Raw genomic sequence first — 26,661 nt, forward strand, 5'->3', positions numbered from 1 at the left:
CTATAATACCGTTTAAAAAAAATGAATAATTATACTTTATTGATGGCGGGCACATTGAAGTAAAAAAGAGCTCCGTCACCAGGTTCACTTATCACACCAAAATCAGCCCCGTGCCTTTTTAATATTTCGGCACAAATGTAAAGCCCAATACCCAAACCCTGCGCACAGGTCGCTGCTTCAGAAACCCGGTAAAATTTACTGAAAATATTTTTTTGATTTTCTGGTGAAATCCCAATTCCCCAATCCTTTACAGCAAAGTATAAATGATTGGCCGGGGTAAGCTCTGTTGTTACCTCGATATATTTGCTTTGCGGCGAGTACTTTATCGCATTACTTATAAAATTGATAATGACCTGCTCCAGCCGGATATCATTTGCCATGATTGTTGCGGCAGCGTTTCCTTTATGAATGATTTTTATCTCTGGATGTATGTGCCGTAGCATCTCCAGTGTCGAAAGAAGTAATTTCTCAAAATCAACTGGCGCCAGTTCAAATTTAAGTTCCCCATTATCAATTTTTGAAATATCCAGCAAGTCGTTGATCAGCCCTTCCAGTTTATGTACCTGGGTGATCGTACGTTTCAAAAATGTGGTTGTGCTTTCGTCGTGCTGCATACTCTCCAATAACTGCACATAACCTTTGATACTCGTCAACGGTGTTTTTAATTCATGGCTGGCCATTGATAAAAAATCATCCTTTGTTTTAAGCGCCTGCTTTTGTTCTTCTATATCTGTGAATGTGCCTACCCACTTAACAATCATACCATTTTCTATAACAGGCACAACGCTCAGCAGGTGATATTTGTATTCTTTGGATTGCAGCTTAGCCATGCGTATTTCAAGCTGCTTCGGTTGTTTTGATTGAAGAATTTTGCGCCATTCTGCGATAATGCAGGGATCATCCGAATGAACCTCCGGAAAAGTATCAACAGATGACGAATAGTTATACCAGTGCTCATTCACAAAATCAATGTTACCATCGGCTGTCGCCGTAAACGCTACCTGCGGGATGGAAGCAAGGATACTATTGAGTTCATTGGCTTTTTCCTGTGCCTGCTGCTGCGCTTTCTTACGTACTTCTATTTCTGACTGCAGTTGCTGTTTTGCAAGTGTTAATTCCCTGTTTTGCTCATACAAACGGTGGAATGTTTTTACCTTCAGCAACAGTATATCCTGATCGATCGGTTTGGTGATATAATCAATAGCGCCAGAAGAATATCCTTTGGTGATAAATTTTTTCTCTGTATTTACTGCAGATAAAAATATCAGCGGAATATCCATTGTGTTTTTATTACCAGCCAAAAAATCAGCCACTTCAAAGCCATCCATGCCCGGCATTTGCACATCCAGTATAATCAATGAATAATGATTTTTGAGCGACTTTCTCAACGCTTCTTCACCGCTCAATGCCGTATCTACAGGAAAGGAATGCAGTTCAAGGATGGATTTCAGCGCAAATATATTTTCCGGCCTGTCATCAACAATAAGAATCATATTGGGTTTTCTAATTTGTGCTTTTAATTTGTACCCGCTTGTGGTCAGTATCTCATTTAAAGAGATTGGCAAATTTCAACTGGTATCAATAATGGTGCCTGCAAACACCCTGGCCTTTCCTGTCTATTTAAATACAGGTTATTACTTGTATTTGGTTACCCTGATATTCAAACAGGCGCTGGATTTTTTTAAGAGAAATTACTGGGTTCCACAAAAAAATAATTTCAGTAATTAAATACCTGCGTTTATTAAATGTTGAAACAGGGAAAAAATTCCCCAGCTTTTGATTAGATCATCATTTAATATAATTAACATGCAATTCTGCCCACGGGGTTATATGATCTTTCTCCCTTGTAAAAACAAATGCACTGCTGCTTAAAACAACAGTTTCTGCATTGGTATAAATAATACAGCCATCACTTAAATGGCCACCAATTGTAGTTCGGTTTTCATCGCTTACAGCCATTTGCAGGTGCGATCCGTTACAGCAAACGGTTCCGGTAAGGCCCACAATTTCAAAATAGCCATTGCCCGAAGTTATCGCAGATGCATTGGCGAAACGAATATGGTATTGAGTTAGACTGCCCACACAGGTGCCAATCCATCCTGCCTGTATCTGCTCTTCATTTGCTATTGGCTGAATACGTTTTTTCAGGTCTTCACGGGGTTTAAGCCCGAATACATGAGCCGTAATATCTTTCATTAGCAATGAATTTTATGTGAAACGCAAAAACTAAAACCGTATATCAAAACTAAAATCTTCGGTGCCTGACAGTCTTATTAATTTAAATTCGGGATGCTGGGGATTAATCAGATAACTATATTCCTTTTTTATAATTGCGGAAGGAACTTTCAAAACAGCCGTGGTGGCACCGTTAAGCCAGTCTGCAGCCATTGACTGGCAATAGGAAAAGTTGCTAACCTGCTCCCAGCCTTTTTTAAGTGTTCCTGGTTCAATGCTATCCATCTGTATTTTATCAGGAATTTCAATCAACATCACTTTATATATTTTATCCTGCCACTCACCGCTTCTGTGGACCAGGTTTTCAAGATATGCCAGCGACCGGCTGCCTGCTGTATAAATTACGAATCGTCCCTTCGCGTTCCATCTTGCAGGATAGCCACTGGCTCGCAAAGATCTGCTCCATTGTTCTGTAGTAATGCGGTATACTGTCATGCAAGATCTCCGTGCTCAATGCGGTTTAATTCATCCATTACAAAATTAATACCGGTAACGGTTGTAATAATATTGCGTGGAATAAGGTTACCAAGACCGTAAGCAGGTTTATCCAGCCAACGATTGAAGCTATCCGCAGTGCCAAACACTTTCGCTCCTTTGTGAAATAATACAATCGTTTTTAAAACATACTCGCTTTGTAACGGACTGAATTTTTTATCTTCCTTTTGATAACGGGTTATTGTTTTGTAAGAAACATCTAAAAGTTCGGCGGCAAAATCTTTATCATAGTTGGCTACAGCAATCATATCATTGAATGCCGAAGCATAAATAGTTTCCGGCTCAGAAAGCGTATTTTGTTCTTCGTGCTGAATATAACCTGCGTATTGTTTATAAATTTTTTTTAATGCTGAATTTTCGCTGAGTGAATTATTCATATAATTTCTTTGCACAAATTTAGACATTTGTCCAACAAATTTCAGATTTTGTTCACCTATTTTTTAATGTCTGTTCTTCGCAATTCCAGTAAATTTAAACCGGTTGGCTCAAAATTAATAATGTTGGTGTGCACTAAATGGATGGCCATATCGTACCATAAAGGCACCACAGGCGCATCATTCACAATAAACTGGTCCATTTGCTGGTACAGTGTATACCGGGCGGCATCATTTTTTTCCGCCATTGCTTTCTCATAAAGCGCATCATACAAAGGATTTTTATACCGGGTATAATTTGGCGGCGCTGGATTCTTTCCATAAAAAACACTAAGGTAATTTTCTGCATCCGGATAATCCGCAATCCAGCTGGCCCTAAAAAACAATGCCTGCGATTTGGATGTTTGCTCCAGCAGTAAACTTTTTTGAATGGCTTCTACCTGCACCCTGATGCCTGTCTGCTGCAATTCGTTGGCAATATAAGCGGCCAGATCTGCATATACTGGTATAGTCAGTAATTTTATAACGGGCAGGCCCTTGCCGTCGGGGAAGCCCGCTTCAGACAATAATTGTTTGGCCTTGTTTACATCGTAATGATAGCCCTTCACTTTTACTGAATCAAAAGACGGTAAGCCTGCAGGCACAAACCCACTTTCAGCAGCCGTACCGATTGAATTACGCAGGTACAGCATCATCTTCCGCCGGTCGAAACCATAGTTGATGGCCTGCCGTATTTTTTGTAAACGAAGTGGTGAATTTTTCACCAGCTCATTACTGCTATCAACCAAAATTCCCAGGTATTCTGTGTTGAGATAAGGATGTTTTTGCAACAATAATTTGCCTTGCCATTCTTTTTTCAGGTTACCAGTTTTGGTTAATATCTCATCTTTAAAAGAGGCTTCAATATCATTGATAAAATCAAGCCGGTGCTGTTGAAATTCCAGGAATTCCGTGGCCTTGCTATCGTAAAACGACACCTTAATTCCATCAAGGTACGGCAAGGCGATCCCGTTACTGTCCTTTTCAAAATAGCGACTATTTTTTTTCAGTACCATTGCCTGTCCTTCTTCCCAGGCCACCATGGCAAAAGGCCCGCTGCCAACAGGATGGCGGCGAAATTCATTGCCGTATTTCTCCACGGCTTCCGGTGCAACAACTGAACAATATTGCATACTTAGAATACCGAGTATCGGCTGAAATGGCCTGGCGAGTTTTAACTGAAATGTGGAATCATTGATGGCTGTAAAAGCATTGGCGGTATCAATTCGGCTGTTAAATATCCATGCACCAGGACTGGCTACGTTTTTATCAATGATGCGGTTAAAACTATATACCACATCCCGGGCTGTTATCAGCCTTCCTTTGCCGTTTGCAAATGCAGTATCGTCATTAAAATAAACATCGGTACGCAGATGAAAAGTAAAAGTTATGTTATCCTCAGAGATATCCCAACTCTTCGCCAGCGAAGGTTTCAGGTGCATGTCTGCATCTACTTCTATCAGCGTATTATACAGTTGATGAATAGCCCACATGATGGACTGGTTCTTTGCAAAAGCCGGATCCAGCGAAGCGATGCCCGTTTGTTCGTTGTAATGAAATATTTTTTTATCGGGATGCAGATGAGATTTACAGGAGACGAAAAAAAATAAAGCAAATGTTATAATTGATAGCGGATATTTTTTTAGCTGCATGTGATTATTTAATTCTGCATAAATTTATGCAATGAAACTGAAAACCACCTGTTGTGTATTTGTATGTTTAGTATTGCTCAGCTTTAGCCAGTTGCTGGCACAACCCTTAAGCAAAAAGACAATCTTCACCCACGCTGATACCCTGCGTGGCAGCAATGGCCCGGGCAGGAACTGGTGGGATGTAACCAAGTATGATCTGCATGTAAAATTTAATATTAAGGATAGTACGATTAGTGGATGGAATGAAATATCGTTCAAGACTTTGAAAAAAGGAAGTTTGATGCAGTTTGATTTACAAGAACCGTTGTTACTAGACAGCATCATACTATCAAGTAATGAAAATAAAATAAATGAATCCGGCTATCAAACAAAAACAACTAGAAAGTACCATAGAAAAGTTATAGAATTCAAAAAAAATGGGAATGCTTATTTTTTTTATAATAGTAACTATGCAACCACTCAGCAATTAACTATTTACTACCACGGCAAACCAACAATAGCCCGACGTCCACCATGGGACGGTGGTTTGATTTGGTCAAAAGATAAAAGCAAAAGTCCATGGGTTAGTATTGCATGCCAGGGCCTTGGTGCCAGCGTATGGTATCCCTGTAAAGATATTCAAAGCGATGAACCAGATAGCGCAGAAATGCACATCACCATTCCCGATACTTTGGTCTGCGTAGGCAACGGGCATCTTCGTGAACAGGTAAAAAATGACGATGGTACAGCGACCTATGACTGGGCCGTGGTAAACCCCATCAATAACTATTGTCTTATTCCATACATTGGCAAGTATGTTCATTTTGGAGAAATTTTTAAAGGCGAAAAAGGTGATCTTACAATGGATTATTGGGTGCTGGATTCCAACCTGGAAAAAGCAAAAAAACAATTTAAAGATGCCCCACGTATGATGAAGGCTTTTGAATACTGGTTTGGCCCTTACCCTTTTTATGAAGATGGATATAAGTTGGTAGATGCACCACACCTCGGAATGGAACATCAAAGCGCCACGGCATACGGCAATGGTTATATCAACGGCTATCATGGCATCGATTTAAGTGGTAGCGGCTGGGGCTTAAAATGGGATTTTATTATTGTACATGAAAGTGGCCACGAATGGTTTGCCAACAATATCACCAGCAAAGATATTGCGGACATGTGGGTGCACGAGAGTTTCACCAATTACAGTGAAACCCTGTTTACAGAATATTATTATGGCAAAGAAGCTGCTACCGCTTATGTTACCGGCACCAGGAAAAAAATTGCCAACGACATTCCTATAATTGGCCCTTACGGTGTAAATAAAGAAGGCAGCGGCGACATGTATTACAAAGGTGGCAACATGCTGCATACCATCCGCCAGGTGATTAACAACGACAGTTTATTCAGCCAAATCTTACGCGGTTTAAACAAAACTTTTTACCATCAAACGGTCACTGGCAAACAGGTTGAAAATTATATCAGCGCTCAATCTAAGATAGATTTCAGTAAAGTATTCGATCAATATTTAAGAACTACACAGGTTCCGGTACTGGAATATAAACAGAACGGGTATACGCTGCAATATCGTTATACCAACAGCCTTCCAGGATTTAAAATGCCGCTCAAAATCAACTTCAAGGGGCAGCGATGGATAAAGCCAACTGCCAACTGGCAAACTCTAAGGCTTTATCCTGAGGGTGACAACCAGTTTTATGTTGATCCAAATTTTTATATCAATACAAAAAAGGTAGATTAATTTAGCACACAAATAGTTGTATGAGTCAGATAAGGAGGCAAAGTATTATTTCGTCATTGATGGTTTACTTTGGCTTTTCACTTGGCTTTTTAAATACTTATTTGTTTACAAGAGATGGCGGTTTCACCAAAGAGCAATATGGCCTCACCGGAATTTTTATTGCCATCGCCACACTGATGTATTCCTTTGCCAACCTGGGCATGCCGTCTTATATCGCCAAATTTTATCCGTATTATAATGCCAACCTGGATAAAAAAAGAAACGATATTCTTACCTGGGCCCTGTTAATTTCTTTAGTTGGTTTTTGCCTTGTTGCCATCAGCGGTGTATATTTTAAAGGCACCATTATCCGGAAATTTGGTCAAAATTCTCCTGAACTCGTTGCATATTATTACTGGATTTTTCCGTTCGGTTTAGGTCTCACATTATATTCCATTTTAGAAAGCTATGCCTGGCAATTGAAAAAATCTGTGCTTACCAATTTTCTACGCGAAGTGCAGTTCCGCTTATTTACAACCATCCTGATTATACTCACTTTTGCAGGCCTGCTGGCAAAATTTGATATGTTCATCAAGGTATATTCCTTCACTTACCTGGGTATCGCACTGATCCTGTTGATCTACCTGATAGCAAAGGGATACATTCATTTAACCTTTACCGTAAGTATCATTTCTAAAAAATTTTTTAAAAAGATTCTCACGCTTGTTTCCTTCGTATTTGGCGGTTCGCTTGTATTTGCCATCGCCTCCGTATTTGACTCTATCCTGATTGCATCGGTGGTTAAAAATGGTCTTGCAGAAGTAGCCGTGTATACGCTGGCACAGAATATTGCCAGCTTAATCCAGGCACCACAACGAGGTATTATTTCTTCTTCAATCGGAGCTTTATCTGAGGCATGGAAGGATAAAGACATGGTGAGAATTAACCGCATATACAAACAATCTTCCATCAACCAGCTAATATTTGCAGTCGGCATGTTTTCTCTAATCTGGTTAAATTTCACTGACGCTGTTTTTACATTTCACATGCAGAAAGGATATATCGACGCCCAATGGGTTTTCTTTTTTATAGGCTTAATGCGCATAGTGGATATGGGAACTGGGGTTAACAGCCAGATTATCGCTACGTCGACCCGTTGGCGTTTTGAATTTTTTACCGGCATCATTTTGTTATTGGTAACGCTGCCGCTCAACTATATCTTAACAAAGTATTATTTCGGTATAATTGGCCCAGCCATTGCCAATCTTTTTTCCTTCACCCTGTACAATACCATCCGGTATTGGTTTTTACAAAAAAAGTTTAACCTCCAACCCTTTACAAAACAAACCTTGTATACTATCCTGCTAGGTTTGGGTTCTTTTTACATCTGCCATTTGTTATTTAATTCTATCCATGGTTTTGCAGGTCTGTTTGCCCGCAGCATTGGGTTCATTGCATTGTATGCGGCAGGGACTGTAAGTCTTAAACTATCCTCCGATGTGCTGCCCATCTGGAATACATTAGTCAAAAAAGTGGGCATAAAAAAAGGAGCATAAATGCTCCCGAATAATTTATATGTATGCCCGAAAAAGAGGCCCTTCAAATTGTCATTATCAATTAAAAACTATCAATTATCCATTACTTGCTAAGCCTTCCACCACTGATAAATTTCTTGTTGTAATATCCATCTGTCAAACTGCTGATAGTTACTCCATAGTTAACACTGCTGTGAACGAAATAACCATTGCCCAGGTATAAGCCAGCATGGCTAACACCACCTCTTGTATTAAAAAAAACAAGATCGCCTTCCGTTAAATCGGCCATACTAACCCGTTGCGTTTCTTTATACTGATCTGCTGCCGTTCTTGGTAAAGTAACACCATATATGTTGGATACCAGTTTGCCGGTAAAAGCACTGCAATCGATACCATTTTTATCGCTGCCGCCGTAATGATAGCGGGTAGCCCACCATTCATCTATAAAGTTATACAACGCAGTATTGGAGATATTTTCCACTTCTGTGTTCATCATCGTGGCATATTTAAACTGCATCTTCGTGCAGTCTTCAATATTGCTGCCGGATGTACTATTCCTGTTCACAGATACTACTTCAACAGGTGCTTCCCTGCGTTCAATTAATTCATCAGCAGGCAAATTATCCGAAATTTTTTCCGGTGTAATTTCAATGCTCTCAATAAAATGGGGTGAAGATTTAAGACTTGTCTTAGCAGCCACACTCTCCAGGTTAACACTGGTCTGGGCTGTAACTGAGGTAGATGTTCCTGAAACTATGCCAATGGCAACAGCAACAAAAAATAAGTTTTTCATACGTAAACTTTTGGTTTGGCGTATGCACGACTTAATCTTGTGTTATTTAATCCTCTGTTGTTTCTTTTAAATACGCTGCTTAGCTTTACTTTTCTATGAGTCCTGTCCTACAAACTGATTATTAATAATTTTTCACTGGATTGCAAATATAAAGCCAAAATACTGTAAATGCAAGCTTTATACCCAATCCTGCAAGCGAACTGTTAGTTCTGTGGAAAAACGAATTAGAACCGCGTTTTATTGTGACCGATATTTGTGACCACGTTATCAAACTTTTTATTGTCCGGGCTGTTGATTTACAGGCAGCACTGTTGCGTCGCACACTTGTACGTCATACCATTGCTGAACCCTTTATAATTTTAACCGTCCGGCGCTTTATGAAGTTTATTTTGTACAATCATTCTTAAGTTCCAACATGCAATTTTCTCACTTACACGTACATACACAGTTTTCATTACTCGACGGAGCCGCCTCTATCAAAAATTTATATAAAAAAGCCATTGCCAATAATATGCCTGCCCTCGCCATCAGCGATCATGGCAACATGTTTGGCGCTTTTGAATTTGTAAAGGAAGCATACAACCATAAAAATGCGGACGGCAGTTTAAAAGTAAAACCCATTGTGGGCTGCGAGTTTTACATTACTACCGACCGCACCCGCAAAACATTCAGCAAGGATGAAAAGGATCCACGGCATCACCAGATACTGTTGGCGAAAAACGAACTCGGGTATAAAAATCTGGTAAAGCTTACATCACTGGGTTATATAGAAGGGATGTACTCCAAATACCCAAGAATAGACAAACAACTCATTCATAAATACCACGAGGGATTGATTGCAACTACTTGTTGCCTGGGTGCACTGGTACCGCAAACTATTCTGAGAAAAGGAGAAGCAGAAGGTGAAAATGAATTTAAATGGTGGCTCAATATTTTCCAGGAAGATTATTATGTAGAGTTACAACGCCACGGCATACCGGACCAGGACAAAGTAAACCTGGTGTTATTAAAGTTTGCAAAAAAGTACAATGTAAAAGTAATCGCCAGCAACGATTCGCATTATGTAGATCAGCAGGATTTTAATGCACATGATATTTTGCTTTGTATCAATACCGGCGAAAAGCAGTCCACCCCCGCCCTGCGTGAGTTTAGTGATGATGATGTAATGACCAAGAACAAACGCTTTGCCTTTCCGAACGATCAGTTTTATTTAAAGACAGGCGAAGAAATGGCAAAGGTTTTTGAAGATATCCCTGAAGCCATTGACAACACCAACGAAATTGTAAGCAAGGTCGATTTGCTGAATTTAAAACGGGATATTCTATTGCCCTTTTTTGAAGTACCCGTCAACTTTAAAAGCCAGGATGAGTACCTGGAACATTTAACCTGGAGCGGCGCAAAAGAACGCTATAAAATTATCACGCCCCTGCAGGAAGAACGCCTGCAGTTTGAACTGGGCATCATCCGTAAAATGGGATTTGCCGGTTACTTTTTAATTGTAAGCGATTTTATTAAGGCCGGCCGCGACCTTGGTGTGTTTATTGGTCCCGGTCGTGGTTCCGCCGCAGGTAGCGCAGTGGCCTATTGCATAGGAATTACCAATATCGATCCCATAAAATACAATTTACTGTTTGAAAGGTTTCTGAACCCGGAACGTAAATCCATGCCGGATATTGACACGGATTTTGATGATGAAGGAAGGCAAAAAGTGTTGAATTATGTGGTACAGAAATATGGTAAAAACCAGGTAGCACAAATCATTACCTATGGTACCATGGCGGCCAAATCCAGCATTGCGGATGTGGCCAGGGTAATGGATTTACCCATTGCCGAAAGCCGGGCTATTTCCAAGCTGGTGCCGGAGCGTCCGGGTATCAATTTAAAACGGCTACTGCATGCGCCCTTCACCGCCAAAGAAGCCAAAAACGGCGAAAAATCCCTGGAAGAAAAAGAATCATTGCAGGGAGATGACATTGAAAATGTAAAAAAGTTAAGAGAGTTATATGCTGGAACCGATCTGCCCAGTAAAATATTACACGAAGCTGAAATCCTGGAAGGCTCAGTAAGAAATACCGGCATCCACGCTTCGGCCATCATCATTGCGCCGAAAGATTTAACAGATCTGTTACCTGTTGCCACTTCCAAAGAATCCGAGCTTTGGCTGACGCAGATTGAAGGCGGTTCCATTGAAGAAGCCGGTGTAATTAAAATGGATTTTCTTGGCTTGAAAACGCTGAGTATTTTAAAAACCGCTCTTGGCCTGATTAAACAAAACCACGGTATTCATATAGAGATAGATGATATCCCGCTGGATGACGAACTGGCTTACAAGCTTTACCAGCAGGGTGATACCAACGGAACATTCCAGTTTGAAAGTCCGGGTATGCAAAAACATTTACGGGAACTAAAGCCTGATAAATTTGATGATCTCATCGCCATGAACGCCCTGTACCGCCCAGGCCCAATGGCATATATACCAGATTACATTGACCGTAAACATGGCAAAAAACAGGTGGAATATGATTTGCCTGATATGGAAGAACACCTGAAAGAAACCTACGGTATCACCGTGTACCAGGAACAGGTAATGTTGCTATCGCAAAAGTTGGCGGGCTTTAGTAAAGGGGATGCGGATGTTTTGCGTAAAGCAATGGGTAAAAAGCAAAAAGCGGTACTGGATAAAATGAAAGTACAGTTCGTAGATGGCGCCATAGCAAAAGGTCATCCGAAGGATAAGCTGGAAAAAATATGGACCGATTGGGAAGCATTTGCGCAATACGCATTTAATAAATCGCATTCTACCTGTTATGCATTTGTTGCCTATCAAACCGCCTATTTAAAAGCCCATTACCCCAGCGAATACATGGCTGCGGTGCTGAACCATGCGGGCAGCATTGAAAAAATTACCTTCTTTATGGAGGAGTGCAAGCGCATGGGATTAACAGTGCTTGGTCCGGATATCAATGAATCACAGAATGGTTTTGCGGTCAATCAAAAAGGTGAAATACGGTTCGGTTTCAGCGGACTGAAAGGTGTTGGCGAAAATGCCATTGAGCACATTATTGAAGAACGCACCAAACATGGCTTTTACACCTCTATTTATGACCTGGCAAAAAGGGTAAATCCAAGAGCCGCCAACAAAAAATCGCTGGAAAGCTTGATTTACTCAGGTGCATTTGATTGTTTTAAAGATATCACCAGGGCACAATATTTTTACCAGGCGCCCGGCGATGTACAGGGACTGGAAAAGATCATCAAGTTTGGCAGCATCTATCAATCTCAAAATGCAAGCGCAAGCAATACCCTGTTTGGCGATTTGCAAATGCCGGATATTGTACCGCCCAAATTGTCTCCCTGTGAACCATGGCCACTGGCTACGCAACTGGACTATGAAAAAGAAGTTACGGGTATGTATATGAGCGGCCACCCGCTCGATAATTTCAAATTCGAGATGCGGCATTATAATATTACTCCCCTTATCGACTACAATGAGTTTAAACTGGCTGTAAATACGCACCCCAACCCTGGCAGGCAGTTTCGGGTTGCCGGCCTGGTGGTAGATTCCCAGCACAGGTTAACCAAAACGGGCAAAAACTTTGGTATCCTCACCATAGAAGATTACAGTGGCAAAACTGAATTTATGCTATGGAGTGAAGATTATGTGAAGTACACCGCTTACCTGGAAAAAGGATTGATCATTGTGGTGGAAGGTGGATTTAAAACCAGGTACAACAGCGAGCAGTATGAATTTAAAATCAACAAAATTCACTTACTGGAAACGGTTAAACCGGTATTGACCAAACAAGTGGTAGTAGAGATACAACCCCAGTTTGTAAACCAACATTTTATTGACTTTGTAGAAAACAACGTAAAGACAAACCCGGGTAAGGCTTCCATTAAATTTAACATTGCAGATGTTAGAAATAATTACAAAGTGGGCATGTATTCTTTAGATAAGGGCTTTACAATGAATGATGATATGGCGGTATTTTTATTGGAAAACAAAGATGTGGAAGTGACTGTGGTAACGGGTTAGCTGTCCTTATCCGCTAAAAGGGGATAAAAACTGCTGCATAGTTTGACGTTAATATTTATGAATAAAGTGTCTTTGTGGCAACAAAATAATATCAACACTGCCAATTGGATTGTGAATATGTCATAACAACACATTTAAATTTTTGGATGTAAATTTGACTTCTTAAACAACAATAATCAAAAAAATATATACATTATGGCACATGAATTCACAGACGCAAACTTTCAGACAGAAGTTTTAGATTCAGATAAATTATCCGTGATAGATTTTTGGGCAGAATGGTGCGGTCCATGCCGTGCAATAGGTCCGGTAATTGAAGAACTTTCAAAGGAATATGATGGTAAGGTAAACGTAGGAAAAGTAAATGTTGATCACAACCCACAGATTTCTATGAACTATGGCATTACAAGTATCCCTGCAATTCTTTTTGTAAAAGGCGGACAGGTTGTTGATAAATTAGTGGGCGCACAGCCAAAAGCAAATTTTGTAAAAAAGATAGATCAGCATAAATAATTGCTTTTAAAATACCATGATCCAGTAAGTTCTGGTTCAATAAAAAATCCCTGGTTATGCCGGGGATTTTTTATTTCAATATGCACTGGAGTTGTTTATTCAGTCGCCAGTAATGGCTCTTCGTGTATATTTTTAATAGTATCGGGATCGTGCTTGTGTTTAAAAACAAACAGGAACAAAGTGGCAATTACCAATGCATAACCGGCAAAAGCCATCCATATACCAAACCAGTCTTTCTCGCCATCTGCATATGTAAAATATTTTTGTATTACCAGCCCGCTCACTGAGCTGCCGATTACTGCTCCAAAGCCATTGGTCATCATCATGAAAAGCCCCTGTGCACTGGCTCTTATTGCAGGATCACTTTGGGTTTCAACAAATAGTGAACCTGAAATATTGAAAAAATCAAATGCCATTCCGTACACTATGCATGACAGGATAATCATCCATAATCCATCGCCGGGGTTACCATATGCAAACAATCCAAAACGCAATACCCAGGCCACCATACTAAAAAACATTACGTATTTGATACCGAACTTTCTTAGAAAAAATGGGATCGCCAAAATAAAAAGCGTTTCAGAAATTTGAGAAATTGACATAATGATTGCCGGATATTTTACGGCTGTGAGATGCTGGTACTTTTCAACTTTTCCAAAGTCATGCAGAAAAGTGTCCCCATATGCATTGGTCAGTTGCAGGGCTGCCCCCAACAACAAACAGAAAATAAAAAACACCGCCATTTTTCTGTCTTTAAACAAAGAAAAAGAGGTAAGGCCCAATGCATCCATCAGCGATTTATTCTGTTTGAGGCTCAGCAGCGGCGGGCATTTGGGTAATGTAAAGGCATATAATCCTAAAAATAATGAAGCCGCCGACGCCACATAAAACTGGCCGGCTGAAGTCTCAATTCCCAATAAACTTACCGTCCACAATGCAACAATAAAACCTATTGTACCAAACACTCTTATCGGCGGATAATCAATCACCACATTGGCACCCCTGTTCTTTAAAGCGGTATAAGCAACCGTAATAGACAGAGATAGTGTTGGCATATAAAAAATCATATTCAGTAACAAAACCCAAAACATTACTGTTGGATCTTTCACCATTGGCAATGCAAAAAGTACAGCTGCTCCTAAAATGTGACAAATACCATATAATTTTTCTGCATTGATCCACCTGTCTGCAATGATCCCCAGCAAAGACGGAGCAAAAAGTGAAGCTATGCCCATTGTAGAAAAAAGCGCACCAAAAGCCGAATTGGTCCACACGCTTGCATGCGTTACAGGGTCAATGGCAGGATAAACAGTGGGTAAAGTTTGAAACCAGTAAGCGCCAATAGTAAGCAGCCACGACCCCCAAATAAAAAACTGAAAGAAATTCATCACAATAAGTCGCAGCTTGATATTCATAAATTATGTGGTTTAAAATATAACCGTACAATACCTGCCAGGTATACAAACAGTTTCGATAAAATAGCTATTTTATCAATCAATTTTTATAATGTGGAAGATATACAATTATTGCTAAATCAGCCGCTTTGCAGGTAATTTAAAAACTGCCTAAACAGTTGAAAAATTGCCCTTAAAAAATAAGGCTCGTCCTCTTTTCACATTCCATTTTGCCTCCTTAATGATACTGTGGGTAATTAATAGAAATTGTACATCATAAAACCGGCATGCTGTCGTTTAATAGCATTAATCAGCTGATTGCACAGCCTAAAACAAATATCTTTTATATTTGACCATCCAAAACTTTTCCATTTTGAAAAAAAACATGCTGCTGGTTGTAGCAATTTGTGTTTGCTTTATTGCAACAGCACAGAAAAAACAGGCGGGTGAGGCAACAGCCCGGTGTTTTACTATGGAAAGGGTGCGGCGATATTTTGAAGAAAATCCCACTGCAAAGTCAGGACTGGAGCAATATACATCCAAAACAAAGAAATCAACCCTACCCCGCGCTTCCACATTTCGTCCCACGGGTATTAATGGCGCTATCAATATTCCCGTGATTTTCCATGTGGTGTTGCCAGATCCTTACAAGGTTACAGATGGTGTTATCCAATCTCAAATAGCCGAATTAAACAGAGACTATGCAGGCATAAATGCCGACAGTTCCAATGCCACCAATTTTTACCCCGTGCGTGGGCATTCCTCCATCATACGGTTTGTATTGGCCAGGCAAACTCCCAACGGGGGACTGAGCAATGGTATAGACAGAGTAAAAAGTAATACTGCGTCCAACGCGACCCTTTTGACCGATCCAATTAAAAGAAGCGCACTTGGAGGAGCAGATGCCTGGGATGTTGCCAGCTACCTGAACATCTGGATTGGCAGTGATGTGAGTGGAAAAAATATTTTGGGATACGCCCAGTTTCCCGAATCCGGCAGTGCCCTGGATGATGGTGTTTTTTGCAATGCCAGGAGCTTTGGCGTGAGTAGCTGCAATATTAATGTATACAACAAGGGGCGAACGTTGTGTCATGAAATTGGACATTACCTTGGACTTTTTCATATCTGGGGCGACGAAAACGGGTGCAGTGGCGATGATTTCAGATCGCTGGAAACAGCAGGTTCCGTAACGGTATTGCCAGCAGATTTATTTAATACAACAGAACAGGCCAATACCACCAATGATATTGGCGATACGCCTAACCAAGGTACAAGTACATCGGGTTGTTTAACGGGCATCCAGGCTGATATATGTACCAGCCCCACAACCGGCAAAATGTATCAGAATTACATGGACTACACGTATGATAACTGTTACAGTATGTTTACCCAAAAACAGGTAGAACGGATGGAGTGGGTATTACTGAATGCCCGCGGGGGTTTGACGACGTCTTCAGGTGGCATTGCGCCAACCGGAATTAACAAACGCGATGCTATGCCAACAGAAACGGTGAACCCTGGCGTTGAAACTTCAGGCTGCAGTACCATTGTCAATCCATCCTTTTTAAATTGCCCTGGGTCTATTATCCCTAAAGTAAGAATCCTCAATAACGGCAGTGATTCAATTACATCCTTAAAAGTCGGCTTGCTGGTAAATGGTGTTGCAAAACCATCCGTCACAGTTACAATACCTTCACCAGGACTTGCTTTTGGCGCCACTACCATTGTAACCTTTCCTTCTCTTGCCGTAACCACAGGAAATTATGTATTGAAATTTTACACTTTTAATGTTAACGGACTTGCAGCTGACCAGGTGCCTTCCAATGATACAGTTACCACCGCCTTGCAGGTATCAAATGGTGTTACATTACCGGCTTCAGAAGACTTTGAGGTATTGCCTTTTCCGGCCGCAACCTGGTCGTTGTATAATCCGGATGGCGATGCCAGCTGGACCCGGTTCTCGCCCGGGAACAACAGTGCGGGCGCCATGTTCATTGATAATTTCAGCAAAAATAATATTGGTTTAAAAGACGAATTGCGTACGCCGAAATTTTTAGTATCAACGACGGATTCTGTGATTATTTCTTTTGACCTGGCGCATAAAAATTACCCTGGTACAAAAGATCAGTTGAGCGTACTGGTTTCCAATAATTGCGGAACCAGCTGGACAACGGTATATTCAAAATCCGGCGATAATTTGTCGACCGCGGGATCAACTACGTTGCGTTACAGCACACCTATTGCATCCGACTGGAAAGCACAAAAGATTACCATCGGCGGAGCACTTTTATCCACCGGTAATATTATCATTGCTTTTCAAAACAAAGGGGATTATGGCAATAATATTTTTATTGACAATATATTAATTTACAAACAAAAGAAACTGGATATTACAGCCTCCGCCATCCTCTCCCCTGCAGACCCTGAATGTTCTTTCACAGTAGCATCCCCGCAGGCAGAAGTAAGCAACAATGGTGTTCAGGCTGTAACGGGATTTAAAGTAGGCTATAGTTTAAATAATGCAGCACCTGTTTACCAAAGCTTTACTCAAACAATTTTGCCTGGAACTTCTGCAACAGTTACTCTAAATCCATTGACGGCAGCAATTGGATTGAATAACATTAAAGTATTTACTGCAAACCCAATAAGTGCAAGTGCCTCAGGAGATGAAAATACCCTGAACGATACCATCAGTAAAAAATTTACCATCAATGCAATTGTAGCTTCTCCACTGGCTGAAGATTTTGAAAAAAAAGCGTTTGCGCCGTTCAACTGGCAAGTGATTAATCCGGACAGCGCCGCGACCTGGTCAAGAAAATCGCCGGGTTATAAAAGCGGTTTTTCTGCATTTATGGATAATTTTTCTAATAACCTTACTGGTGCAACAGATATTCTGCAAAGCCCGACGATCAATGTAACTGGTGCAGATTCTGTCATTATTTCTTTTGACCTGGCGCATAAAAATTACGACGGCGCAAACGATCAACTAAAAGTGAAAGTATCAAGAGATTGCGGCAGCAGCTTCGTCACTGTATTTGATAAAAGTGGCTCTGGTTTGGCAACCGCAGGCTCATCTGCCAGCGCTTATATCAACCCTGTTGAAGATGACTGGAAAACACAGCGGATAGTGCTGGACAACTCATTTGCAACTTCAAATATTATTGTTGCTTTTGAAAACACCTCAGATTACGGCAATAATATTTTTATTGATAATATACATATATCCGCATTGTATAAAAGAAACCTGGCAGTTACAAAAATCAATGCGCCTCTTGCGGCCGCCTGCGTTACAGGTCCTATTGCCCCTGATATTACTGTTACCAATACAGGCATCGACACCATCACAAGTTTTACATTGATGTATGCAGTTGACAATGAAGCACCGGTTGCAAAGTCTGTTACGGGAATCTCCCTGCCGGCAGGGCAACAAATGAATGTACAGCAGGACGCATTTACCACGACTATTGGCGAACATCTGTTTACTGCCTATTGCGTGAACCCTGTTACTTCAACCGGCACCGGAGATTATGACCACTTAGACGATACATTAAAACGAACCTTTGTAATTATCGGCACACAACCAACGCTACCTGTTACCGAGAGTTTTGAAAGTGCTATTTTTCCACCGGTCAACTGGGGTATAGTCAACAGCAATGACACTACCAGGTGGATACACACTATCACTGCGGCTAACTCGGGCAATTCTGCCATTGTAATCAACAATTTTAAAGATTCCGCAAACAAAACTGAGAGCAGGCTGATATCTCCGGTTATATTCAACGGTAACAATAATGATTCTGTATTTTTATCTTTTGCCCTTGCTTATGAACAGGGTGCTAATTATCCCGGCTCTACGCTCCTGCCGCTCGATACCCTGGAAGTAAAATTATCGACCGATTGCGGAACTACTTCAAAAACTGTCTGGAAAAAATGGGGCAGTGATTTACAAACTACAGGTGATCCCAATTACCCATCTTTCCATGCTTTTGTACCAACAAAAACAAATTGGAAAAATATTAATTGTTACCTGACACCGTTTGCAGGCAGCAATAATTTTCAACTCTATTTTATCGCGAGGGGCAACAAACAAAATAATATCTGGTTAGATGATATAAATATTTATGCAAAACAATTGCCGCAAAAATTAAAATCGCAGGGCTATCTTATTTATCCCAATCCTTTCGACAATAGCTTTTTAATTCACCACTTTGGAGCTCCGGTCAATTTAAAAGCAATACAGGTACTGAGTTCCTCCGGGCAGCTGGTGTATGATAAGTGGTACAATGGCAACGCCAACACAGAAATAACGGTTAACCTGCCTGGCAGTGCGGCAGGCGTATACATCCTTAAACTGGTGTATAACAATAAAACAGTTGTGCAAAAAATTGTTAAGCGATGACGGGTCAATAACCGCTCTTGGAAATAACAGCCTATATTATGAAGGGTGCCAACAAAAGGCATCCTCTTTTGTTTTAAAGCCATGCCTCCAGTAACTTTGCACAAAACAGCACACATGAGCACTTCTATTGACACCTTAATTACCTCAACCAGCGATACTGCCCTGAAAACAATAGCCGAAAAAGTAAAACAACAAATCAGGATAACAGACGAAGAAGGCATCATTTTATTTGAAAGAGCCAGCCTGCCTTTTGCCGGCGCATTGGCTAATTTCATCCGGGAAAGATTGCATGGTGACACAACCTACTTCAACCGGAATTTTCATATTGAGCCTACGAATGTTTGCGTGTTTAGCTGTAAGTTTTGCTCCTATTCCCGTTTATATGCTAAAAAAGAAGAAGGATGGGAACTGAGTATTGACCAGATGCTGGACATTGTAAAAACCTACGATGGCAAACCAATAACGGAAGTACATATTGTCGGCGGCGTGCATCCGAAAATGAATATGGATTATTTTATTGAACTGATGCAGAAAATCAAAGCGCATAGACCTGATCTGCACGTTAAAGCATTCACTGCAGTAGAACTGGATTATATGTTCCGCAAGGCAAAACTTTCCGTTGAGGAAGGAATGAAACGGTTGCATGATGCAGGCCTGGATAGTTTGCCCGGTGGCGGTGCAGAAATTTTTGCACCGGAAATAAGGGAACAAATTTGTGCTGATAAAGTGGATGGTGAAGGTTGGCTGAAGATACACGAAACGGCACACCAGTTAGGTATGCATACCAACGCGACTATGTTGTATGGCCACATTGAAAAATATAAACATCGTATTGATCATATGCGCAGACTGCGGGAACTGCAGGATAAAACCGGCGGCTTTAATACCTTCATTCCTTTAAAATTCCGTAACCAGGATAACGACATGAGTTATGTTACAGAATCAACCATTACAGAAGATATGCGGCTATACGCCATTGCCAGAATTTACCTGGACAACTTCCCCCACCTGAAAGCATACTGGCCGATGCTGGGCAGAGAAAATGCACAGCTCAGTTTGTCGTTTGGTGTAAATGATATTGACGGTACCATTGATGACTCTACCAAAATATATTCCATGGCAGGTAGCGAAGAACAAACCCCTGCGATGAGCACGGCCCAGCTGGTGACACTGATAAAACAGGTAAAAAGAAAACCTGTTGAAAGAGATACTTTATACAATGTAGTAAAAGATTATTCGCTGGATGCAGCTGCTGCAATACCAGATGCTCAACTCAATTGATGATACCTATGAACCCTGTAATGGATGTAATAATTATTGGCGGAGGACCTATAGGACTGGCATGTGCGCTGGAAGCAAAGCGCAACAAACTGCATTACCTGGTTATCGAAAAAGGCACACTGGTCAATTCCCTTTATAATTACCCGGATAATATGACCTTTTTTTCTACCTCTGAAAAACTGGAAATTGGTGGTGTACCTTTTGTGAGTAACAACATAAAACCTACCCGCAATGAATCACTGGAATACTACCGTCGCGTCACCGTTGCAAACGAATTAAAACTCCATCTTTTTGAAGAAGTAAAAACGCTTGTTAAAGAAAATGGCCATTTCAATATTCAAACCACCAAGGCAAATTATACTACCCGCAACATTATAATGGCCACCGGATTTTATGATCTGCCTTTTTTACTGAATGTTCCTGGTGAAGATTTACCCAAAGTAACTCACTATTATAAAGACCCGCACTTTTATGCATTTCAGAAAGTACTTGTTGTTGGTGCCAGCAATTCTGCCGTAGATGCGGCTTTGGAGACTTTCCGGAAAGGTGCAGACGTTACGATGGTGGTAAGAGAAAAAGAAATTGGTGAAAGGGTAAAATACTGGGTAAGGCCCGATATTGTCAACCGTATCACCGAGGGATCAATTAAAGCCTTTTTCAATTCAACAGTGGCTTCCATACACGGAAAAACAGTGGACATTAATACACCGGAAGGATTGGTAACTATTGACAATGACTGGGTGATTGCCATGACCGGCTACCAGCCGAACCTTGCTTTTCTTGAGCGCATAGGTGTTGAATTATCCGATGATACAATAAGAAAACCCAACTATAATGCCGATACGCATGAAAGCAATATTAAAGGAATTTACCTGGCAGGTGTAATATGCGGTGGTATGAATACGCATAGCTTGTTTATCGAAAATTCAAGGGAACACGCTGTTAAAATTATTGATAATATAGTAAGCAATCAAGGCTGCTAACCCAGATGAGCCAAGGCAATAACGCAGTATCGTTTGTAAATGCAAAAGGTTGAACACAGAAAGACATATTTTGTCATCCTGTGTTCAACCTTACTTTTTTTGTTTAATATTTTTTATTCTTGTCGTCTGCAAACAGTTTTAATTAGTTTGCAAATAGAATGTATAAAACCAAATACACAGAAGAAATAGCGGTAAGAGTTAATCCAAATTTTCTTATGTTAGCTTCCTGAGTGCAATAGCATTGTAAATATGTTCCATTTTACTGAGTTTTAATGGTGTGTTGTTGAAATGCTTAGTTAAGGTCACCAATTACTTCCAGACCTTATTTTTATAGTCACCCCGAGTATTAGTTTGCCAACATGATATATAAAGCAAAGTATACTGATGCTGCTGCTGTAAGTGCTAATCCAAATCTTCTGATTGCAACTTCCTGTTTTGTGATAGCATTGTAAATTTGTTCCATTTTTCCGAGTTTTAAAAGATGAGTTGAGTTTTTGTTGTTGTGGTATTAAATTTTGTTGTGTTAAATGCTTTTTGGCATCTTAAAATTTTATCGTTGCTGAGCAGATATTTTTAATTGGCCAGCATAAGGTATAAAGCAAAATATACTGAAGATGCAGCTGTTAGCGCTAATCCAAATCTTCTGATTGCAACTTCTTGTTTTGTGATGGCGTTGTAAATTTGTTCCATTTTCTTAGGTTTTAGTTGTTTAAAGTTGTGTTGTTAGTATTAAAACTGATACAATTGTTATTATAACTTGTTCTGCTTTTAAATTTTTTAAGGACAATAGTTTGCCAGGCTGCAGTTGCAGGTAGAAAAATAGTTACAAAAAAAAATTAGATTTTTAACTCCCTAAGTACTGATTTGTCCGGTAAGCAATTAAAAAATCACCACATTCTGACCAAGTGCATTGATAGCAGAACTGTTGTCCATTGTTACAATGCGGTAGTTAACTACGCCTGAAGTTGTTTTAATGTTATCTGCAAAATGGTAAGCTTCACTGCTTTCACCCATTAAAATTGCTACTGTTTTAAATTCGCCGCCATTGATGCTTTTTTCAATCAGGTAAGAAGTACCTGTAGTTTCATAACCTGCATTCCAGCCCAGACTGATTTTACCGGCATTTTTTAAGGTAACCTTCAAGGCGTTGCTGCTTTTAAAAGAGATAACCGCTTTAGAAGCTGATACCAATTTCACAGGTTTTAGTGTAGCAAAAGACGAATGGCTAATTACGATGGCAATGAGGAGAGTAATAATCTGTTTCATGTTTTCTTGAGTTAGGGTTAAAATCGTTTTAATCAGGGGTAATGATTGCTACGATTGCGATACAAACATACTGCGGGTATTTATACTACCAAAACTTTTCGTCGAAAAGGTTAGTAGAAGTACGAAAATTGATATAGTAGTTTCGCTACCTCATAAATTAAACGATTATAATAGTTCTAAAGAACTACTATTTTTCTTATTAATTATCAACAGATTACACTGTCATTTCAATTGAGATAATTATCCGGATTCAGCAATCCTGAATTTGTAAAAAAAATATTTTTTTTAAAAAAAAGTAAAAAGTTGCGAAAATCTGCGGCATTTTACCCGGTAAATTTACTATCTGGTCGATTTTTTTTTTGCTTTTTTAGCAAAAATTACCCTGTCAGGAACTCTTCAATGGTAAAATTACCTGGGTACGAGTACAACAAGAAAGACATGTTACGGCGTGATTGGTGAATATTATCTAGGGAGATGGTGAAATTGACTACAGCAAATACTGCGATTATTTCCTTTTACCAAATAATGTTCACAGAATTATGTGGAGGCTTCGTGATTACAGTTTCCGATTCGATATAAAATGAATCGAATTTCTATAATGTACCAAGGGCGCTGGCCCTCGCCAGGGATTGCGGACCTTGCAAAAACCGATCATGTGCAACTGCATTACAAGCGGACAGCAAATTCGTTGTCCGTTTTTTCGATTCATATGCAACCTCCAGTTGATTTGTATTATGTTATTCTAAACGGGCCACAGTTTGTCGCTAAAAAGCCGTATTATGCAGCCATGGGGCCTGTTTACTTTCCGAATGCAGATTTAGCGTATTTAACCGTATACAGTATTGCAGCTATTCAGCAAGCATTCGACAGCATTACGAAAGATTTTGAAATAGAATTTAATTATCCGCAGGGTGGTTGCCAGCAACGGGCACAAATTATGTCCATGCTTTTGTCTAAGAAATTCAACACAGATCATTGTAAAGTCTGGCTGTTTCCGCCAGTTGCTTTGTACATAGGAGACTATAGAACATTGTATATAGAAGACATCAATCACCTTACTCCTGACAACAGGATTGAATGGAACTACCATGTTGCGCCTGCGGTGCAGGTACAAATAGATGACCGTATTGAGACCATGGTACTAGATCCTTCTATCAACAACCACCGGCCGATGTTGTTGCAAGAGTGGTTCGCCGCCATTGGAAACAGCGATCAAAGCAAATACAGTTTTTTACTGCCAGATAAATATTTTTTTTATTGCTGTTACAACAGCAGTAATACGCTTTCTACAATTTTCGACGGAACTTTTTCCAACTTTGAGAATAATATCAAAGACGATTTGACCATGGAAAAGGGATTGGCCATTAACGATATCGCCATCAAAATTTTCCATAAGCATATTGAGCCATTGAAATCATCGAATGAAGAAAGTGATAAAATAAGACTACAGGATCTGAAAGATATATTCGGCAACACTTCTGCATTAGATCTGCTCTTTTCGCAAAATATCAGCGGAACAACGAATAATACTACTCACCGGTATGTGATCAGTAACTACAGCGATATTATTAATGAAGCAAGGATATTATTCAACGAAAGACTGACTTACTGGACAAAAATTACCAATACGTTACTTTAATTGAACGCCACCCGGCTAAACTGGCAGAATACAAAAAGAGCGCTCATTACTGAACGCTCTTTTTAATGATATGCTGATTATAATATTACCATCTGCTACCACCACCACCGCTGTTACGGCTGTTTGAATATCCACCACCGCCACCGCGGTTATTTGAATATCCACCACGGCTTCCACCGCCACCTGTTCTTTCTTCTCTTTCCTTTGCTACAGAAACAGACATTGCACGACCTTCAACTTCTTTGTTGTTAAGGCCTAACATTGCATCTTTTCCTTCGTCGTCGTTAGACATTTCTACGAAACCGAAACCACGTGAGCGGCCGCTTTCTCTGTCCATAATTACTTTGGCAGAAGTTACATTACCAAATTGTGCAAAAAGTTCGTTCAATTCAACATCTGTTGTGTTGAAGCTTAAGTTTGAAACGTAAATGTTCATTTTCTTAAAAATTAAAAATAAATAAATTAAAATACCTGTGACGGTAACTGATACTAAAGACAAAATTTTTAAGAAGAATAACTAATACGTTGGAGAAGTAAAAAATTGAATCTAACTAAAACATTGTGCTCATAGAGCTATTATCACACTGCAAATATATGAGTATTGATTGATTAATACGATTTTATTTTTTTTATGCAGCACCGTGGACAATGTTATGCCTTTAATTTTTCAACAAGAGCGGTGTATTCTTGCATAGCACTGTCCTTTGTTTTGCCCTTCATTTCATTCCAGGCTTCATATTTAGCCCTTGCTACAAAGTCGAATACGTTGGCAGGAGGCTCTACGTTAATGTCGCCTTCAGTCGCTTGTTTATATAACGCGTATAACTGAAGCAATATATCATTGGATGGCGCTTTGGGCAACGCTTTACTATCTACTACGGCCTGGTCAAATTCTTCTCTCTTGGTCATAAAATAATTTTTATCTTCTTACATTACAAAACAGTCATTAAATGGTTTATATAGTTGTAAAATTATGCAACTGATGTATTGAAAATTCTTTTTGCTAATTTTAACAAGTCAACAAAACCGGGCGCATTTTTGTAACGTTATTGTATACAAACTATTTACATGAAATTATTTCTTACACTAATCATTGCAGGTACCGCTATTTGCTCCTGCGCACAAACCAACCAAAAATCACTAAAAATACCTTTGGCAGAAAAGAAATCTGCCAGCGCAAACGAGGCCGTGGCTACATTCGCCGAAGGTTGTTTCTGGCACGCGGAAATAGTGTTTCAAAGCCTTGCCGGGGTGAGAGATGCGGTAAGTGGTTATGCCGGCGGCACTACTACTGACCCTGATTACGAAAAGGTAGCTTCCGGCCAAACTGGTCATGCTGAATCTGTGCAGGTGCATTATGATCCAGCTGTAATAAGCTACGAAACATTGGTGAAAGCATTTTTTGCCAGCCAGGATCCAACGACAATGAACAGGCAGGGCAATGATGCCGGAACTGAATACAGGTCCATTGCCTTTTATAACAATGAAAAAGAAAAGGCAATAATTGACGCCACCATAAAAAATTTGACTGCTGCTAAAGTGTACAGTAATAAGATTGTAACACAGGTTGTACCGCTAACAAAGTTTTATCCTGCAGAAGATTATCACCAGGAATATATCAGCCATAATACAGACAATCCTTATGTGGCCAATGTTTCTGTACCAGAATTTTTACATTTCAAGGCAACTTTTAAGGAAGGAAAATTTAAGCCCTAACCCATATTATATGTATAGTTTTTCAAGCTCTTTTAAATAATCATATTGAAGATCTTCATGTAAAGTGGCTATTATTTTGGCCACTTTTTTTATTTGTGACTGGTATAGGTTTATCAGTACCTGGCTATTTTGTATTGGAATTGACGAATGCCTCAGCGTGTGGCAAAAGTGCAGCAACAATTCTACCTCGGCCTGTTTCGATGCTGTATAACGGATATGCTTAGCTGTATTCCGTAAAATTTTACGCAGGCTTTTCTTGGCAAAATATAAATTGCCTGTATTGATTGCTTTAAACTCTGTCTCAATTTCGCTTTTTACATTGCTGATGTAGGCCTGTTCATCATTGGCCTCAAACAACAGGTAGTTCAGCAATTCTTTATTGTCTTTTTTATACTTGGCCAGCCTGACGCACAATTCAAGCAACTTCGCCGGCGGAATATTAGTCAACTCTTGTTTAATATCATTGATGCTCGCAGCTTTCATCCGGCTAAATTAATTAACTTCTGTTGTGCGCAGCAATTCCAAAATAATAACGGTAAAGTAATGACCCAATAACGTTCCAATACAATGGTTAAGCGAGGTATGTTGGTTACA

At 40.0% G+C, this 26,661-nt stretch carries 20 protein-coding genes; 9 read left to right on the forward strand and 11 right to left on the reverse strand.

The annotated features are described in order from the left end of the window. Positions 1 to 29: 29 nt before the first annotated feature. The 5 genes from QWZ08_RS11390 to QWZ08_RS11410 form a co-directional block, all read right to left on the reverse strand. Positions 30 to 1,493: an ATP-binding response regulator gene (locus tag QWZ08_RS11390; RefSeq protein WP_290337535.1), complete on the reverse strand. Its 1,464-nt coding sequence runs from the start codon at positions 1,491 to 1,493 to the stop codon at positions 30 to 32. Between the two features lie 295 nt (positions 1,494 to 1,788). Then, positions 1,789 to 2,196, reverse strand: coding sequence for a PPC domain-containing DNA-binding protein (locus tag QWZ08_RS11395; RefSeq protein ID WP_290337536.1), 408 nt, complete (start codon positions 2,194 to 2,196; stop codon positions 1,789 to 1,791). A gap of 30 nt (positions 2,197 to 2,226) precedes the next feature. Next, entirely contained in the window at positions 2,227 to 2,670 is a 444-nt protein-coding gene (locus QWZ08_RS11400; RefSeq protein WP_290337537.1) for an RES family NAD+ phosphorylase, read from the reverse strand. Beyond that, positions 2,667 to 3,107, reverse strand: coding sequence for an Xre family toxin-antitoxin system antitoxin (locus QWZ08_RS11405; protein ID WP_290337538.1), 441 nt, complete (start codon positions 3,105 to 3,107; stop codon positions 2,667 to 2,669). The genes QWZ08_RS11400 and QWZ08_RS11405 overlap by 4 nt, the downstream gene beginning before the upstream one ends. 56 nt (positions 3,108 to 3,163) lie before the next feature. Then, positions 3,164 to 4,795, reverse strand: coding sequence for an ABC transporter substrate-binding protein (locus QWZ08_RS11410; RefSeq protein WP_290337539.1), 1,632 nt, complete (start codon positions 4,793 to 4,795; stop codon positions 3,164 to 3,166). A gap of 31 nt (positions 4,796 to 4,826) precedes the next feature. Here QWZ08_RS11410 and QWZ08_RS11415 point away from each other — a divergent pair, with 31 nt between their 5' ends. Together QWZ08_RS11415 and QWZ08_RS11420 are read left to right on the forward strand one after the other, a co-directional pair. After that, the gene (locus QWZ08_RS11415; RefSeq protein ID WP_290337540.1) at positions 4,827 to 6,533 is read left to right on the forward strand and encodes a M1 family metallopeptidase; all 1,707 of its coding nucleotides are present in this window, start codon (positions 4,827 to 4,829) and stop codon (positions 6,531 to 6,533) included. 20 nt (positions 6,534 to 6,553) lie between these two features. Continuing rightward, positions 6,554 to 8,068 carry a lipopolysaccharide biosynthesis protein gene (locus QWZ08_RS11420; RefSeq protein WP_290337541.1) on the forward strand — a complete coding sequence of 505 codons (1,515 nt, stop codon included), beginning with the start codon at positions 6,554 to 6,556 and terminating at the stop codon, positions 8,066 to 8,068. Positions 8,069 to 8,150: 82 nt separating this feature from the next. Here the strand turns inward: QWZ08_RS11420 and QWZ08_RS11425 are convergent, their stop codons facing one another. After that, positions 8,151 to 8,840: a C40 family peptidase gene (locus QWZ08_RS11425; RefSeq protein WP_290337542.1), complete on the reverse strand. Its 690-nt coding sequence runs from the start codon at positions 8,838 to 8,840 to the stop codon at positions 8,151 to 8,153. A gap of 415 nt (positions 8,841 to 9,255) precedes the next feature. On the opposite strand from QWZ08_RS11425, the gene dnaE reads away from it, so the two are divergent. Both dnaE and trxA read left to right on the forward strand, forming a co-directional pair. Beyond that, positions 9,256 to 12,876, forward strand: coding sequence for a DNA polymerase III subunit alpha (gene dnaE, locus QWZ08_RS11430; protein WP_290337543.1), 3,621 nt, complete (start codon positions 9,256 to 9,258; stop codon positions 12,874 to 12,876). A 195-nt stretch (positions 12,877 to 13,071) separates the two neighbouring features. Then, on the forward strand, positions 13,072 to 13,389 hold the full coding sequence (gene trxA / locus QWZ08_RS11435) for a thioredoxin (protein WP_290337544.1): 318 nt from the start codon (positions 13,072 to 13,074) through the stop codon (positions 13,387 to 13,389). A 95-nt stretch (positions 13,390 to 13,484) separates the two neighbouring features. On the opposite strand, the gene QWZ08_RS11440 is transcribed toward trxA, so the two are convergent. Then, positions 13,485 to 14,804 carry a nucleoside permease gene (locus QWZ08_RS11440; RefSeq protein ID WP_290337545.1) on the reverse strand — a complete coding sequence of 440 codons (1,320 nt, stop codon included), beginning with the start codon at positions 14,802 to 14,804 and terminating at the stop codon, positions 13,485 to 13,487. Positions 14,805 to 15,156: 352 nt separating this feature from the next. Between QWZ08_RS11440 and QWZ08_RS11445 the strand changes: the two genes are divergently transcribed. From QWZ08_RS11445 to QWZ08_RS11455, 3 genes are all read left to right on the forward strand, one after another. Further along, positions 15,157 to 19,182, forward strand: a complete 4,026-nt coding sequence (locus tag QWZ08_RS11445; RefSeq protein WP_290337546.1) for a T9SS-dependent choice-of-anchor J family protein — start codon at positions 15,157 to 15,159, stop codon at positions 19,180 to 19,182. A 114-nt stretch (positions 19,183 to 19,296) separates the two neighbouring features. Beyond that, positions 19,297 to 20,463, forward strand: a complete 1,167-nt coding sequence (mqnE, locus tag QWZ08_RS11450; protein ID WP_290337547.1) for an aminofutalosine synthase MqnE — start codon at positions 19,297 to 19,299, stop codon at positions 20,461 to 20,463. Between the two features lie 8 nt (positions 20,464 to 20,471). Next, complete coding sequence (locus tag QWZ08_RS11455; protein ID WP_290337548.1) at positions 20,472 to 21,446, forward strand: YpdA family putative bacillithiol disulfide reductase; 975 nt, start codon at positions 20,472 to 20,474, stop codon at positions 21,444 to 21,446. Positions 21,447 to 22,325: 879 nt separating this feature from the next. On the opposite strand, the gene QWZ08_RS11460 is transcribed toward QWZ08_RS11455, so the two are convergent. Continuing rightward, positions 22,326 to 22,712: a hypothetical protein gene (locus tag QWZ08_RS11460; RefSeq protein ID WP_290337549.1), complete on the reverse strand. Its 387-nt coding sequence runs from the start codon at positions 22,710 to 22,712 to the stop codon at positions 22,326 to 22,328. Between the two features lie 709 nt (positions 22,713 to 23,421). On the opposite strand from QWZ08_RS11460, the gene QWZ08_RS11465 reads away from it, so the two are divergent. Further along, the gene (locus tag QWZ08_RS11465; RefSeq protein ID WP_290337550.1) at positions 23,422 to 24,351 is read left to right on the forward strand and encodes a protein-glutamine glutaminase family protein; all 930 of its coding nucleotides are present in this window, start codon (positions 23,422 to 23,424) and stop codon (positions 24,349 to 24,351) included. Between the two features lie 85 nt (positions 24,352 to 24,436). Here QWZ08_RS11465 and rbp read toward each other — a convergent pair whose 3' ends face one another. Together rbp and QWZ08_RS11475 are read right to left on the reverse strand one after the other, a co-directional pair. Further along, positions 24,437 to 24,787 (reverse strand): RNA-binding regulator, encoded by a 351-nt coding sequence (gene rbp, locus QWZ08_RS11470; RefSeq protein ID WP_290337551.1) that lies wholly within the window; start codon positions 24,785 to 24,787, stop codon positions 24,437 to 24,439. A 215-nt stretch (positions 24,788 to 25,002) separates the two neighbouring features. Next, a complete protein-coding gene (locus QWZ08_RS11475; RefSeq protein ID WP_290337552.1) occupies positions 25,003 to 25,260 on the reverse strand; it encodes an acyl-CoA-binding protein in 258 nt (85 codons plus the stop codon). 159 nt (positions 25,261 to 25,419) lie between these two features. Here QWZ08_RS11475 and msrA point away from each other — a divergent pair, with 159 nt between their 5' ends. After that, entirely contained in the window at positions 25,420 to 26,067 is a 648-nt protein-coding gene (msrA, locus tag QWZ08_RS11480; protein WP_290337553.1) for a peptide-methionine (S)-S-oxide reductase MsrA, read from the forward strand. Between the two features lie 6 nt (positions 26,068 to 26,073). Here the strand turns inward: msrA and QWZ08_RS11485 are convergent, their stop codons facing one another. After that, on the reverse strand, positions 26,074 to 26,550 hold the full coding sequence (locus tag QWZ08_RS11485; protein WP_290337554.1) for a hypothetical protein: 477 nt from the start codon (positions 26,548 to 26,550) through the stop codon (positions 26,074 to 26,076). Positions 26,551 to 26,661: the final 111 nt, after the last annotated feature.

The sequence above is a fragment of the Ferruginibacter paludis genome (assembly GCF_030409685.1).
In the GTDB taxonomy this organism is placed as follows: Bacteria; Bacteroidota; Bacteroidia; order Chitinophagales; family Chitinophagaceae; genus Ferruginibacter; species Ferruginibacter paludis.

Coding starts and splice junctions, on each gene's coding strand:
- QWZ08_RS11390 (WP_290337535.1), bottom strand. CDS start 1,493: ATGATTCTTATTGTTGATGACAGGCCGGAAAATATATTTGCGCTGAAA.
- QWZ08_RS11395 (WP_290337536.1), bottom strand. CDS start 2,196: ATGAAAGATATTACGGCTCATGTATTCGGGCTTAAACCCCGTGAAGAC.
- QWZ08_RS11400 (WP_290337537.1), bottom strand. CDS start 2,670: ATGACAGTATACCGCATTACTACAGAACAATGGAGCAGATCTTTGCGA.
- QWZ08_RS11405 (WP_290337538.1), bottom strand. CDS start 3,107: ATGAATAATTCACTCAGCGAAAATTCAGCATTAAAAAAAATTTATAAA.
- QWZ08_RS11410 (WP_290337539.1), bottom strand. CDS start 4,795: ATGCAGCTAAAAAAATATCCGCTATCAATTATAACATTTGCTTTATTT.
- QWZ08_RS11415 (WP_290337540.1), top strand. CDS start 4,827: ATGAAACTGAAAACCACCTGTTGTGTATTTGTATGTTTAGTATTGCTC.
- QWZ08_RS11420 (WP_290337541.1), top strand. CDS start 6,554: ATGAGTCAGATAAGGAGGCAAAGTATTATTTCGTCATTGATGGTTTAC.
- QWZ08_RS11425 (WP_290337542.1), bottom strand. CDS start 8,840: ATGAAAAACTTATTTTTTGTTGCTGTTGCCATTGGCATAGTTTCAGGA.
- dnaE (WP_290337543.1), top strand. CDS start 9,256: ATGCAATTTTCTCACTTACACGTACATACACAGTTTTCATTACTCGAC.
- trxA (WP_290337544.1), top strand. CDS start 13,072: ATGGCACATGAATTCACAGACGCAAACTTTCAGACAGAAGTTTTAGAT.
- QWZ08_RS11440 (WP_290337545.1), bottom strand. CDS start 14,804: ATGAATATCAAGCTGCGACTTATTGTGATGAATTTCTTTCAGTTTTTT.
- mqnE (WP_290337547.1), top strand. CDS start 19,297: ATGAGCACTTCTATTGACACCTTAATTACCTCAACCAGCGATACTGCC.
- QWZ08_RS11455 (WP_290337548.1), top strand. CDS start 20,472: ATGAACCCTGTAATGGATGTAATAATTATTGGCGGAGGACCTATAGGA.
- QWZ08_RS11460 (WP_290337549.1), bottom strand. CDS start 22,712: ATGAAACAGATTATTACTCTCCTCATTGCCATCGTAATTAGCCATTCG.
- QWZ08_RS11465 (WP_290337550.1), top strand. CDS start 23,422: ATGCAACCTCCAGTTGATTTGTATTATGTTATTCTAAACGGGCCACAG.
- rbp (WP_290337551.1), bottom strand. CDS start 24,787: ATGAACATTTACGTTTCAAACTTAAGCTTCAACACAACAGATGTTGAA.
- QWZ08_RS11475 (WP_290337552.1), bottom strand. CDS start 25,260: ATGACCAAGAGAGAAGAATTTGACCAGGCCGTAGTAGATAGTAAAGCG.
- msrA (WP_290337553.1), top strand. CDS start 25,420: ATGAAATTATTTCTTACACTAATCATTGCAGGTACCGCTATTTGCTCC.
- QWZ08_RS11485 (WP_290337554.1), bottom strand. CDS start 26,550: ATGAAAGCTGCGAGCATCAATGATATTAAACAAGAGTTGACTAATATT.